13 protein-coding genes are annotated in these 12,995 nt (G+C 62.5%); 7 read left to right on the top strand and 6 right to left on the bottom strand.

Features of this window, described 5'->3' with window-relative positions; all coding sequences use genetic code 11:
• Nucleotides 1–521: 521 nt before the first annotated feature.
• The 5 genes from ASD78_RS20875 to ASD78_RS15665 all read right to left on the bottom strand — a co-directional run bounded on the left by ASD78_RS20875 (nucleotide 522) and on the right by ASD78_RS15665 (nucleotide 5,099).
• Nucleotides 522–1,130 (bottom strand): hypothetical protein, encoded by a 609-nt coding sequence (locus tag ASD78_RS20875; RefSeq protein WP_156087817.1) that lies wholly within the window; start codon nucleotides 1,128–1,130, stop codon nucleotides 522–524.
• Nucleotides 1,131–1,188: 58 nt separating this feature from the next.
• A complete protein-coding gene (locus tag ASD78_RS15685) occupies nucleotides 1,189–1,521 on the bottom strand; it encodes a hypothetical protein (RefSeq protein WP_056103110.1) in 333 nt (110 codons plus the stop codon).
• Between the two features lie 400 nt (nucleotides 1,522–1,921).
• Complete coding sequence (locus ASD78_RS20870) at nucleotides 1,922–2,383, bottom strand: hypothetical protein (protein WP_156087816.1); 462 nt, start codon at nucleotides 2,381–2,383, stop codon at nucleotides 1,922–1,924.
• 1,786 nt (nucleotides 2,384–4,169) lie between these two features.
• Nucleotides 4,170–4,550 (bottom strand): hypothetical protein, encoded by a 381-nt coding sequence (locus ASD78_RS15670; RefSeq protein WP_156087815.1) that lies wholly within the window; start codon nucleotides 4,548–4,550, stop codon nucleotides 4,170–4,172.
• Between the two features lie 72 nt (nucleotides 4,551–4,622).
• Nucleotides 4,623–5,099: a DUF4262 domain-containing protein gene (locus ASD78_RS15665; protein WP_056103097.1), complete on the bottom strand. Its 477-nt coding sequence runs from the start codon at nucleotides 5,097–5,099 to the stop codon at nucleotides 4,623–4,625.
• A gap of 1,215 nt (nucleotides 5,100–6,314) precedes the next feature.
• On the opposite strand from ASD78_RS15665, the gene ASD78_RS15660 reads away from it, so the two are divergent.
• The gene (locus ASD78_RS15660) at nucleotides 6,315–6,710 is read left to right on the top strand and encodes a DoxX family protein (protein ID WP_056103093.1); all 396 of its coding nucleotides are present in this window, start codon (nucleotides 6,315–6,317) and stop codon (nucleotides 6,708–6,710) included.
• 183 nt (nucleotides 6,711–6,893) lie between these two features.
• Here ASD78_RS15660 and dbpA read toward each other — a convergent pair whose 3' ends face one another.
• Nucleotides 6,894–8,276 (bottom strand): ATP-dependent RNA helicase DbpA, encoded by a 1,383-nt coding sequence (gene dbpA, locus ASD78_RS15655; RefSeq protein ID WP_056103090.1) that lies wholly within the window; start codon nucleotides 8,274–8,276, stop codon nucleotides 6,894–6,896.
• Nucleotides 8,277–8,412: 136 nt separating this feature from the next.
• Between dbpA and ASD78_RS15650 the strand changes: the two genes are divergently transcribed.
• The 6 genes from ASD78_RS15650 to ASD78_RS15625 all read left to right on the top strand — a co-directional run bounded on the left by ASD78_RS15650 (nucleotide 8,413) and on the right by ASD78_RS15625 (nucleotide 12,993).
• Complete coding sequence (locus ASD78_RS15650) at nucleotides 8,413–8,985, top strand: hypothetical protein (RefSeq protein WP_056103088.1); 573 nt, start codon at nucleotides 8,413–8,415, stop codon at nucleotides 8,983–8,985.
• A gap of 17 nt (nucleotides 8,986–9,002) precedes the next feature.
• Nucleotides 9,003–9,497 (top strand): hypothetical protein, encoded by a 495-nt coding sequence (locus tag ASD78_RS15645; RefSeq protein ID WP_056103085.1) that lies wholly within the window; start codon nucleotides 9,003–9,005, stop codon nucleotides 9,495–9,497.
• Between the two features lie 162 nt (nucleotides 9,498–9,659).
• Nucleotides 9,660–10,643, top strand: coding sequence for an acyl-CoA desaturase (locus tag ASD78_RS15640; RefSeq protein WP_156087814.1), 984 nt, complete (start codon nucleotides 9,660–9,662; stop codon nucleotides 10,641–10,643).
• Nucleotides 10,644–10,693: 50 nt separating this feature from the next.
• On the top strand, nucleotides 10,694–11,722 hold the full coding sequence (locus ASD78_RS15635) for an SRPBCC domain-containing protein (RefSeq protein WP_156087813.1): 1,029 nt from the start codon (nucleotides 10,694–10,696) through the stop codon (nucleotides 11,720–11,722).
• A 54-nt stretch (nucleotides 11,723–11,776) separates the two neighbouring features.
• Entirely contained in the window at nucleotides 11,777–12,274 is a 498-nt protein-coding gene (locus ASD78_RS15630; protein WP_056103079.1) for a sigma-70 family RNA polymerase sigma factor, read from the top strand.
• Nucleotides 12,275–12,318: 44 nt separating this feature from the next.
• Complete coding sequence (locus tag ASD78_RS15625) at nucleotides 12,319–12,993, top strand: hypothetical protein (protein ID WP_056103076.1); 675 nt, start codon at nucleotides 12,319–12,321, stop codon at nucleotides 12,991–12,993.
• Nucleotides 12,994–12,995 lie beyond the last annotated feature (2 nt).

Raw genomic sequence — 12,995 nt, 5'->3', positions numbered from 1 at the left:
AAGCGACTTCGGCTTCAATGAATTGTTAGGCGGCCAGCGACTAGGGGCGCCGGACGCCAACGACTTTGCCATGCTCTGTGCTGCCAAATAGCCCATAGGAAACATGTTCACCGTTGAACTGAGCGCCGGACACAGTGCCGGTGAGAGAAGTGTATGCGTCGCAAAGTCCATTTGTGAGAAGGACCTCAAGGCGGCCACCTGAGTAGGTGTAGGCAGGGTCCGAGAGCTTGAGGCCGCCAGCTGAGACTACCTTTGCACGGAACCACTCGCCAGATATGCATGTGTCCGATGGCGTGTCAGTGAGTTGAATGACGGGAATGCGTGTCCCGTCCTTGCCAGTGACGGTGAACTCCCAAGTGCCAAGGACGCTTTCGGGTGCCGGCACGGTCTCGGCAGCCAGGGGCGTGGTAGAGCAGCCGCTGGCTAGGAGAGCTGTTGCTACAAGCGCGAAGAGTACTTTCATGGCCGCCTAACACCTGAATTAAGCCGAGCCGCGAAGCGGCTTCGGCTTGAATGAATTGTTAGGCTGCCAAGCATGGGAACTCCAACTCCCATATCTTTAACCTAGCAATCAACTTCTCGTCACCAATGGAGTGAGTGCAAGCTCCCAAATAAACATTGCCGGTTGGCTGGGGGCTGTATACCAGCCATTCTCCCGTCAAATGCTTCCGCTCCAAGCGTCTCTCGAACGGCGCAGTTGTAATTGCGTGAGACAGTTTGCTGATCATCTCATCCGTGAGAATTTCGCTCTTCTTTGGGTCACAAATTTCACGGATGGTGCGGTCCAACCCCTTTTTCCCTAGCTCGACCTGCATATTCGTCGCGATAATATTGAAAGTGGGGGCGAAAAAGTGCTTATGCCTTAAAGAAGAGAGTCGTGGATTCTTGAAGTCGGAGGGTGGTTTCGTAGTTGTTGCCTTCTGGAGCTCAAGTGCTCGTATTTCATCTAGTACATGGCGCGATGACACGCCCTGCCTTTCAAGATTGAGCAAGTCCATTACCAGAACCGAACTAAATCGATCTGATACTGCTGCCACTAAGCCAAGCGCATCCGCAATTCGCAACATTTCCTCGTGCGATATCTCCGCTATAGAGGAATCTGGCATATGGGCGCGAATCGTAACTTTCATGGCGGCCTAACACCTGAATTAAGCCGAACCGCGAAGCGGCTTCGGCTTGAATGAATTGTTAGACCCCAAGCTCACGCAGCCGGGCCTCGACCTTGGACCTATCGATGTGCTGGCCCACGACGGGCCATAAGCCACTGACCAGGGCTTTTGCTGCTGAGGCCGTGCCGAATGCGCCAACCGCAAAACATGTGACCGGGATGGCATAGCCGAGCCATTTGGATTGCCCAAACGCCTGAAACAAAACCAAGGCGCTAGTGCCCACCGCCAGCCACAAAAGAACGGTGATAAGCCAAACGTGCTTTCCGGGGGCTGGGGACGGAGCGTCCATGGAGGCAAGCACCCAGAGGAGAATCCGCTTTTCGAGATCGGGGGCTATCAACTTTCTTTCCATGGGGACTAACGCCTGAATTGAACCAAGCCGCGAAGCGGCTTCGGTTTGAATGAATTGTTAGGCGCCACGCCCACAGCTGTAGACGTGTCGCTCTGAGAACTCTACGCGCTGTCCGACGCTAAGCCCGGAGGGATTCTCCGGAAGCGCTGGCTCAAACCCGTAGATCTCGCCTGTGAATCCATATGGCTGAAGAAGTTGGACGTTGCGGACAAGCACGAGCGTGCCGTTTGCCTTGAGTCTCACCGAATCGCCATGAGCAATCTCCCGCGTTGGAATTTGTTGACCCCCAACGTAAAAGATCTGCCGCGTGGCTGCTCTTTCAGTGAACATGAAACCTTCCTGTGGCGCCTAACGCCTGAACTAAGCCGAGCCGCGAAGCGGCTTCGGCTTGAATGGATTGTTAGAGCCCACCCTTGATGCCAAGCCGCTTGGCTAGTGCCTCTTGGGTGTAGAACTCCACGTGTGACACCTCTGCATTAGGGCCAATAGTGAGAGCGGGGCCATAAAGGTAACCCTCTTGACCGGCGACGGATGCAATCGATTTTTGGAGGCGAAGTGAATAGCCCGTGCACTCCCATAAGCGAGTTCCACCGTCAGAAAATGCACCTGCATCGCGACAGGTCCCGATGGGAAGCTGATCTTTGAGCAGGCGCTGGTAATTGTCCGCCGCCTCCTTAGCCCAGACGCCGACACGTTGGCGAGTCTGCGTAAAAAGCAATCCGTTGAACGGCTCAGCCACCATTACGACTGCTGGGGCCGCGGGAGATTGAAGGCTCGGCGCGGAGAACGTTCGATAAGCGAGCCCAAACACCCCGGTAACGCCAGCAATGGCGACGAATAGCCCGACGTTGCTCCAGCGCATTTTTCTCTCCACCTGAAGGATGCCCGCCGTGGGCTCTAACGCCTGACCTTGCTTGCCATCTCTTCCGGATCGTTGACATACGTATAGGCTAGGTACCGCCCCGCCTCCTTTGAAGCGTGAGTGCCAAGTAACAAACACCGACGGTGAGCAGGAGAAGGCCGGGATGCATGGCGCTAATCACAAAGGACTTGATCGGGGTGAGCTGAGTTTGCGGGCTGCCATGCATAAGCAAGAAATATCCGAGAGCATGAAGTCCAGAACCCACTCCAATCATTGCTCCGGCCGCCTTGTACCCTCGGAAGGCGATGTAGAACCCTGCCACCGCGATCAGGAGACTGAAGACCTCGATCAAGCAACTGATCGATTGAAAGGCGTGCGTAATTGCTTCCATAGTGCCTAACACCTGAATTAAGCCGAGCCGCGAAGCGGCTTCGGCTTGAATGAATTGTTAGGCAGCATCTGAGTTACCCGTGCTGCCATAGCCTGAAATGGACGGTACCACCGGCAACGGCGCTGGACTATCTGAGTAGCTATACACCTCTAGCCCAGAAAGCTGACCGTCAAGCGCCCAAACGATTAAACCCAAATCCTCGCCGTTAGGGGCTTTGGCCACTGCGTCAGCAACTATGCGGGCAATCTGGCCCCCTGCAGGCATACAGAAATCAATTGATGCGCATCCGCAGTCACAGCGGCCGACGACCTGAAGAGAATGAACTGACGAAGCCAGGGCATGAGAGGAGCCGTCAGTTGCCGCCACGGAAAGTGCACGCTCCACGACGGCAGCCTCTTCTGCTGTGATTTTTCGGACGGTCATTACAGATCTGAACACTCTGCCTAACGCCTGAATTAAGCCGAGCCGCGAAGCGGTTTCGGCTTGAATGAATTGTTAGGCCACTCTAGCGGAATCGGCGCCTGAGGAGCCAAGCGCCGACCGCCCATGCTAAGACCGGTAGTGCTAGCGACGTTGGTACAAGCCAATAACGGTTAGCTGCGTAGGGAACGTGGGAGGTCGCGAGCATATCTACGACCATACCGCCGAAGAAGCAGGTGGCCAGAATCAGTTTGTGGCGCCAATTTGGCCATCTGTGAAGGAAAAGCAGGAACACTACGCTGAGAAGGACCCAGCCCGCGGGAACAAGAAAAACCGACATGTCGCCGTGGGCAAGTGCTGGCTCAACGTTGAGAGCTAGCGCGAGGCCGAAAAAAAGAACTTGCAGATTGCGAGACATTTTGTGAGTGGCCTAACGCCTGAGTTAAGCCGAGCCGCGAAGCGGCTTCGGCTTGAATGAATTGTTAGCGCTCAAGACCGGAAGCGGACGGCGATGGACGGGTGGAATGCTAGGCCGACACTGAATGACCAAGCCAGAACGCTTGCGACGACGGTCGCTCCAACTACGGGGCCAGCCGCCGAAGCGATCGGCGACCCGAACGCGAGCGTGATGCCTAGGACGGAGACAATGGCCGAGCAGACTCCAAGAGGGCGGCCCCACTTGCGGAGTCTCATTAGCCCGAGTGCAGCTGGAAGGCCGGCGACAGCCGCGATGATCATGGCGAGAATGCCTAACACCCAAGCCGGAGGAGGGCCGCCGAGCGGAAGATCTATGCTCAATGGGCGCCCAAAAGGCTGGATGGCCGCGATCGCGACTAACGCGACGGCTAAGAAGATCGAAAAGCGGAACAACTTCACCATGAGCGCTAACGCCTGAGTTAAGCCGAGCCGCGAAGCGGCTTCGGCTTGAATGAATTGTTAGGCGGCGCCGGACCGCAACTGCTTGTGTCCTGCCCGTCACTTCTTGGGGCGATCTCCACTATCGGGATCAAGAACGACCCAATTTGACTCAGACCCGTCCCACTCTTCTTCGCCGTTTACGATGATCTCTAAATACAGCACCTTGCCGTGCGCCAATTGAACCCAAAACGAGGCCCCAGCTTCAATCCCGGCCATGTCGAACTGGCTGAAGAATCCTAGGCCAAGTTGGCCATCCGCTAGCTGGACGCAACCCTCATGTTCGAAGTAGGTGAAGCGGCCGGCACTCGAGGTCTGCCTCGATTTGAAGCGTATTGCCTCAGGTGGAGGGAAGCCCAGTTGACTGTATCGCGCATGGAAATGGGCCAGTAGATCGAGCTCGAGTGGAGTTGGGGCACTGGTCATCGCTACTTCGGTCACCTTGAAACTCTCCACGCCGCATAACGCCTGAATCAAACCGAGCCGCGAAGCGGTTTCGACTTGAATGAATTGTTAGGTGCCGCCCGCAGCCTGTCCGAGCACCGGCTGGGCATCACGAAACTCCGCAGTGGCCTGATGATGCCAGGGAAACAGGCCAGAACGAGAGGGCCAAACAATCTGGTAGAGCGGGAAGTTGTCGCCTTGGTAGTACCAGCGAGCGTAGCCAACGTGATCGCGGTACTCAGAGAACGGAACCTCGACAAAGCAGCAAGAATAGTTGTTGAGTAGAGCATCGGTTGGCCGTGCCAGATCAAGCGGTGACCTGGCTTTTGCGGCATCAGCGGCGATAGCCAAAATCTGGTGCGAGACGTTAGAAGGCAAGCCGAAGATGATGAGCTCGGGGTGTCCGTAGCTTTGGAACAGGCCGACAGTAAAGGAATACTCGACGTGCTCACCCTCGGCCATGATGTTGACGCAGTGCCACCCGTACTGGGCAATGTCGTCAATGACCTTTTGCTCGCTTTTGCCTTCACCGACTGTGCGGCCCATGTTGCGGCACCTAACGCCTGAATTAAGCCGAGCCGCGAAGCGGTTTCGGCTTGAATGAATTGTTAGGCCTCAACCTTGCCCGATAAGTGCACAAGGCCGGCAGCCTCCAAGAACTGATCACGAGCAATAGCTTGAGCGTCCGAAAGGCTAGTTACCGATCGCCCATATGCTCGGCTTGCATGCTCCGCGACACCTTTTGGCAGCCTCCGCTCTAGCGGCCAATTGTCACAAATGTAGCGAGCCACGGCCTGTTTGTCAGGTGAAAGCAGGTGTGAGTGCTTTTGAAGCAATTCAATCGACCGATCTGTCGTCATGAGGCCTAACGCCTGAATTAAGCCGAGCCGCGAAGCGGCTTCGGCTTGAATGAATTATCAAGCATCACTCTTTGCAATGCCGCTCCAAAGCAGCCGCCTTGCCTTGATAACCTCTGGAATAAATCCTACGAGGGGTAACGCAAGACCGAATACGAACATTCCGGAGGGTATGAGCCGCCCTTGCGGACTCAAAAATGGCCGAGGCCCGTCTACAGCCGTCATAGCGACCAGGAATAACCAAATCGCCATGAACACAATGGTCAATGGGTGCATGAACAGTGTGACTCGCGTAGTGGAGCCATGGGCGAGAGGAATTATTTTTCCCACTATTCTCGGCAAAAACGAATTCCGATAGGGGATGTCCCTGCGCATATGGAAAGACAAGCCATTGATCGAACCAATGAATGGCGGGTATCCCCTGCGGTCGGAACCAAAAGCGCGCTCCAACGCTTGGCGAAAAGTGAGCGGCGGCCCAACCATTGAGCGAAGCCGATCTGCAACCGTTGCTGCGGGCAGCGGGGATCGGATTTCAAAACGATAGAACGGCATAACGCGACTGCCCAACTGCGATGTGACGCCGCAAATTGGGCGCAGTACAGATTGTGGGCATGCCCTCCTAGGGCAGTCAATTGAGCGCTTCCTTCAGGGCCCGAGGGCGATGGCTGCATCTCTATAAACATCACGACAGGGCGACGGTCTCATGCCAATACCAAGTTCTCTTCAGTCGTAGGCATAGTCGGCCTGGCCGACAAGCCCAGGCGATTCGGAAAGATTTGACGCAAGGGAAGCCTATTCTTGAAAACGGAACATCGATGCCGCGGGCCCTCCCCGGCAGACACGACCACCCGGGTCGATTTATCCTGCGGTTCGTCCAAGCGCCCCAACCCAGCCAGGAACCCCGATGAACCCGAACACCCAACAGGACCTCGCCCGACTGTTCATGCGCATCGTCCTGGGCGCGCTGATCCTGCTGCACGGCATCGCCAAGCTCAAAGGCGGTATGGGCGGCATCGTCGGGCTGGTCGAGTCGCATGGCCTGCCGGGTTTCCTGGGCTATGGCGTGCTGCTGGGCGAGGTGTTGGCGCCGATCCTGCTGATCATCGGCTGGCATGCGCGCGTCGGCGGCGCGCTGATCGCGATCAACATGCTGTTCGCGATCATCCTGGTCCACCTGGGCCAGCTCAACAATCTCAACGACCAGGGAGGATGGGCCTTGGAGTTGCAGGCCATGTTCCTGGTCTCGGGCGTGGCCCTGGCCCTGCTCGGTCCGGGCAGCTTCAGCGCCAACGGCAAGTAAGCGCGGCCCATTCCCCAGACGCGACCACGCGGTCGCGTCCCTCGCGCTTGGCCGGGTACAGGGACCGATCGGCGCAAGTGGGCAATGGCCCGCCCAGGCTCATCGAAAGCGGCGCCGCGGCGGCCGTAGCGCGGCCACCGGCGCAACCACGCGCAACGCGCGCAGCCCGCCGGCCCGAGCCGCTTACAGCCTGTGCACGCGGAACTTGCGCCCCTTGATCTTGCCTTCGCGCAGACGCGCCAGCGCCTGTGCGGCCTGCGCGCGCGCGACCGCGACGTAGGAGCGGGTCGGGAACACGTCGATCTTGCCGACCTGGTCGGCCTTGAGTCCGGCATCGCCGGTGAGGGCGCCGAGCACGTCGCCGGGACGCAGTTTGTCGGTGCGGCCGGCGTCGATGCGCAGGGTCGTCATCGGCGCGACCGGCACGTTGCTGGCCTTGCCGGCCAGCGGCGCGGCGCGTTCCCAGCGCAGCGGCCGGCCCTGGCGCTCCTCGATCGGTTGGGCGCGCGCGACTTCGCGCGGGCTGCACAGGCTCAGCGCGACGCCGCCGCGGCCGGCGCGACCGGTGCGGCCGATGCGATGGATATAGACGTCCGGATCGGTCGGCAGCTCATAGTTCACCACCGCCGACAGCTCGTGCACGTCCAGGCCGCGCGCGGCGACGTCGCTGGCGACCAGCACGTTGCAGCTGCGGTTGGCGAAGCGCACCAGCACTTCGTCGCGGTCGCGCTGCTCCATGTCGCCATGCAGGGCCAGCGCGGTGAAGCCGTAGTGGCTCAGCGAGCCGACCACTTCCTCGGTGTCGCGGCGCATGTTGCAGAACACCACGCAGGAGTCGGGGCGGAACTCCAGCAGCAGCGCGGCCAGCAGCGGCGTCTTCTTGGCCGGCTCGACTTCGTAGAAATGTTGTTCGACCGCGGGCTGATCGGCGGCGCCCTCGACCGTGACCTCAACCGGCTCGCGCATCATCTTCGCGGCCAGGGTGCGGATCGCGTCCGGGAAGGTGGCCGAGAACAACAGGGTCTGGCGCTTGCGCGGGGTCTTGCCGACCAGTTCGCGGATCGGCTCCTCGAAGCCCATGTCGAGCATGCGGTCGGCCTCGTCCAGCACCAGCACCGAGACCGCGTCCAGGCGCAGCGCCTGCTTGCGCACCAGTTCCTGCAGGCGCCCGGGCGTGCCGACCACGACGTGCGGGGCATGCTCCAGCGAGGCCAGCTGCGGCCCCAGCGGCATGCCGCCGCAGAGTACCGAGATCTTCAGATTGGGAATCGCGAAGGCGAGCTTGCGCAGCTGACGCCCGACCTGATCGGCCAGTTCGCGGGTCGGGCACAGCACCAGGGCCTGGGTCCGGCCGTCGGCCGGGTCCAGCCGATGCAGCAGGCCCAAGCCGAATGCGGCGGTCTTGCCGCTGCCGGTCGGGGCCTGCGCGATCAGGTCGCGGCCTTCCAGCAGGGCCGGCAGGCCCTGGGCCTGGATGGGGGTCATGCGCTCGTAGCCGAGCGCGGCCACGCCCTGCAACAGGGCGGGCGATAGCGGGAGGGAGGCGAAATCGTTGGTCTGGCTCATGCGCCATGATCGCAGCATTGGCCCGAGCCTGCGCTCCAACGTCGCCGCGCGGGCCCGCCGCGCCGTATGCTGCCCACGCAGGCGCGGCCCAGGGACGGCCGCCGCGGCCAGATCGGACGCTAGACGGAGCGCGTGCATGGAACCGCAATTCCTCCACATCCGGGTGCTGCTCGGCATCATCCTGGGCCTGGCGATCACCACCCTGCTCAAGGGCATGGCGCGCTTCGTCCAGCACCCCGGCCGGGACCGCATCTATTGGGTGCACCTGGGCTGGGCGGTGTCGATGTTCATCGCGCTCATCCATTTCTGGTGGTGGGAGTTCCGCCTGATCCACGTCCAAGCCTGGACCATCACCGCCTACGCCTTCCTGATCTTCTACGTGGTGGTGCTGTTCCTGCTGTGCACCCTGCTGTTCCCCGACGACATCGGCGACTACAGCGGCTGGCAGGATTATTTCCAGTCCCGGCGCAAATGGTTCTTCGGGATCATGGCGCTGAGCTATCTGATCGACTTCATCGACACCGCGATCAAGGGCAGCGTGTATTTCCACAGCCGCGGCCCCGAGTACCCCTTGCGCAACCTCGCCTTCGTGCTGATGTGCCTGATCGCGATGCGCACGCGCTCGGAGCGGTTCCACCGCGTGTTCGTGGTCGCGGCCATCCTCTACGAGCTGTCCTGGATCTACCGTCTGTACGACTTCGTCGACTGAGCACCGGAGCGCAAGGCATGGATGCTGAAACCCTGAGGTTCCTGATCACGATAGTCGGCGCGACCGCCACTTTCTGTTGGGGCCTGTGGACCTGGCGCACCGCGCGGCGCGATCAATTGCAGGCGCAGAGCCAGGAAGGCGAGCGGCTGGCGGAGGCGCGGCGCATCGAGGCGACCCGGCCCTTCCTGGAGAAGCAGCTGGAGCTGTACGCCGAGGCGGCGCGGGTGTGTGCGCGCATCGCATCCGCGCACGACGGCGCCGACGCCGTCGCCCGCTTCTGGGAGTTGTACTGGGGCGAACTGGCGCTGGTGGAGAACCGCGAGGTCGAAGCCAAGATGGTCCAGTTCGGGCAGGCGCTGCAGTACATGCCCGAGGATCGCTCGGAACTGCGTCATCGCGCACTGGAGCTTGCGGCCGCCTGTCGCGCATCGCTGGCCCGATCCTGGGGCGTGGACGCCTGGGTCGCGCCGGATCTGGCCTCGGAACGCTCCGGACCGCCGAAGCGGGCTTAGCGAGCTCGCGCAACGGACCGCACGGCCGCGCCGCCGCCCGTCGGCGGCCGCTTGACAACGGCATCGGCTGGAAATAAATATTTAGCAAATTAGTTAAATCATGAAATCAAGCCCGCATCGAACCTCGGTGCGGAGCCGCCAAAGGCTTAGCCGGAGTCCGCCATGCATGCACTGCCCGACAGCCTGAACTCGCACCGCGTGCGCGCCCAGCCCGATGCCGCCGCCGCGGTGCGCGCCGTCAGCGAAGGCCACGTGGTCTGGGAACCGGTGCGCTCCCTGTGGTTCACGGCGATGGCCGCGGGCGCGGTCGTGGGTGGAGCGCTGACCTTCAGCTGGGGCGCGCTGCTGGTGTTCGTACTCGGCACCGCGACCGTGTTGCTGCTGGGGCATTCGCTGGGCATGCACCGCAAGCTGATCCACGACAGTTTCGACTGCCCCAAGTGGCTGGAGTACCTGCTGGTCTACTGCGGCGTGCAGGTCGGCCTGGCCGGTCCGCTCGGTTTGGTCCGCAGCCACGACCTGCGCGACTACGCCCAGCGCCTGCCCGATTGCCACGACTACCTCGCCCATCGCCAGCCGTTCCTGGTCGACGCCTGGTGGCAGTTGCACTGCGAACTGCGGCTGGCCGATCCGCCGCCGATCGCGATCGAAGCGCGCATCGCCGACGACCGCGTCTATCGCTTCCTGCAACGCAGCTGGATGGCCCAGCACCTGCCCTGGGCACTGCTGTTCTTCGCTATCGGCGGTTGGGGCTGGGTGTTCTGGGGCGTGTGCGCACGCGTGACGGCGGGCGTGTTCGGGCATTGGCTGGTCGGCTACTTCGCCCACAACCACGGCGGCATGCATCACGAAGTACGCGGCGCCGCAGTGCAGGGGCGCAACGTGCGCTTCGCTTCGCTGCTGACCATGGGCGAGAGCTGGCACAACAACCACCACGCGTTTCCGGGCTCGGCGCGGCTGGGGCTATATCCGGGCGAATGGGATCCGGGCTGGTGGACGCTGCGCGCGCTGGAGCGGATCGGATGGGCGAGTCGATTGCGCGAACCCGCAGACCTCCCGCGACGACCCGAACTGCAGCGCTTGCCGGAACCTGAGCCGGCACCCTGCGCGTTCTGCCAAGGCCTGCGCGCGCGGGTGCTGTCGTGAGCGCGCCCGCCCCTCGATCGCCAGCTACCGCACCTGCGCGCCGAACCTGGTTGTGGCCATTGCTGGCGGGACTGGTCGCCGGCATCACCTTGCGACTGGTGTTCGACGGCCGGCTCGACGGCCGCTACGAAACCATGATGCTGTCGTTCGTTCTGCTGGCGCCGCTGCTGGTCGGCATGGTCGCCGTCTACGTAGCCGAACGTCACGTGCGCCGCAGTTGGGGCACCTATGCGGGCGTCGGCGCGATGGCGAACCTGATCTTCGTCGCCGGCACCTTGCTCACCAGCCTGGAGGGCGCGATCTGCGTGTTCTTGGCGCTGCCGGTGTTCGTCGTCATCGGCAGTTTCGGCGGCTTGCTGATGGGCGCGATCTACCGCTATCTGAAGCGCCCGCGCCAGACGCTGTACGGCTTCATGCTGCTGCCGCTGGTATTGGGGGCGATCGAGAACCCGCACCCCGAAGGCCGGGTCGAACGCATCGAGCGCCGCATCCTGATCGCCGCGCCGCCCGCGGAAGTCTGGCGCCAGCTGATGACCGCCGACGCGATCCGCCCGGACGAAGTCGATGCCGCCTGGACCTACCGCATCGGCGTGCCCAAGCCGCTGGCCGGGATCGTGCGGCAGACGCCGACCGGACTGGTGCGCGAGGTGCGCATGGGCAAGGGCATCCACTTCCAGCAGATGTCGACCGACTGGAGGCCGCAGCGCTACGTGAACTGGCGCTACCACTTCGATGAAGATTCGGTGCCGGCCGGCGCCCTCGACGACCACGTGCGCATCGGCGGCGAGTACTTCGAACTGCTCGACACCGCCTACACCCTGACCCCGCGCGCCGGCGGCACCGAGCTGGCGATGACCCTGGACTACCGCGTCAGCACCGCCTTCGACTGGTACGCCGCGCCGCTGGGACGCTGGCTGCTGGGCGGCCAGAGCGAGACCCTGCTGTCGTTCTACCGACGCCGCGCCGAGGCCCGCCACCGGCCGGCCGCGCCCCCGACGTCCGGCCGCCCGCCCCCCCGCTGCGTTGCCCAAACCGGCTGTGATGTTTCCCCCTGCGCCGCGAATCATGTGTTGGACTAAGGCGGAACCGGCGGCATCGGCATGGAACGGTTGAGGTTGGAGGGGACGGTCGGCATGGACAACGCGCGGCAACGCTTCGGCGAGCTGCTGGAGGCGCATCGCAAGATCGTCTTCAAGGTCGGCAACACCTATTGCCGGCACCCCGACGATCGCGCCGACCTGACCCAGGAGATCGCGACCCAGCTGTGGCGCGCGTACCCGAGCTACGACCCGGCGCGGTCGTTCTCGACCTGGATGTACCGGATCGCGCTGAACGTGGCGATCTCGTTCGTGCGTAGCGACGGTCCGCGCCGACGCAACGCCGTGCCGCTGGACCAGGACCTGCACGAACTGCCCGACGAACGCGCCGGCGACCACGAAGCCGCGCAACGCGTGCGCGATCTGCACCGCTTCATCGGCCAGCTCGAACCGCTCAATCGCGCCTTGTTGCTGCTGTACCTGGAAGACCGCAGCTACCGCGAGATCGCGGATGTGCTCGGCATCAGCGAAACCAATGTCGCCACCAAGATTAGCCGGCTCAAACAACGCATCCGCAGCGAACTGCCGGGCTGACCACGGCGCGCGCGAACTCTTCCCACCCCGCGGCACACGACACGATGGGCGCACTCACGATGGAACTCGACGATCTCAAACAAGCCTGGCAGGACCTCGACCGCAAGCTCGAGCGCCAGCACGCCATGGACCTGCTGCGCTTCCGCGAGGAACGCGGCAGGCGCCTGAAGTCCGGTCTGTGGCCGCTGGTCCTCGGCCAGGCCCTGCAGATGCTGTTCGGCCTCGCGATGCTGCTGTTCGGCGTCGAGCTGTGGACCAGCCACCACGATGTCCCGCACCTGTTGGTATGCGGCCTGATCGTGCACGTCTACGGCGTGGCCCTGATCGCCTGCGGCGGCATGGTGCAGGCGATGATCGCAGCGGTGGACTACTCGGCGCCGGTGCTGGATATCCAGAAGCGCTTGGCGCGCTTGCGCAAGTTCTACGTGCGCACCGGCATGGTCGTGGGCCTGGCCTGGTGGCTGATCTGGATGCCGGTCATGGCGGCGGTCTTCATGATCCTGTTCGGCGCGGACCTGTACCTCAACGCGCCGTCGGTGTTCGCGATCGGCGCCGCGGTCGGTGTCGCCGGCCTGCTCGCGACCTGGTGGTTCCACCGCTGGTCGCGCCAGCCCAGCCGCCCGCGCCTGGCCAAAGCGATGGAAGACAGCGTCACCGGCCGCAGCCTGCGTCGCGCCCAGGCCCTGGCCGACGAGATCGCGCGCTTCGAGCGCGACTGAGC

The organism is Lysobacter sp. Root667 (assembly GCF_001427715.1).
Classification (GTDB): Bacteria; Pseudomonadota; Gammaproteobacteria; order Xanthomonadales; family Xanthomonadaceae; genus Lysobacter.
This window is presented reverse-complemented; position numbering and strand designations above follow the sequence as displayed.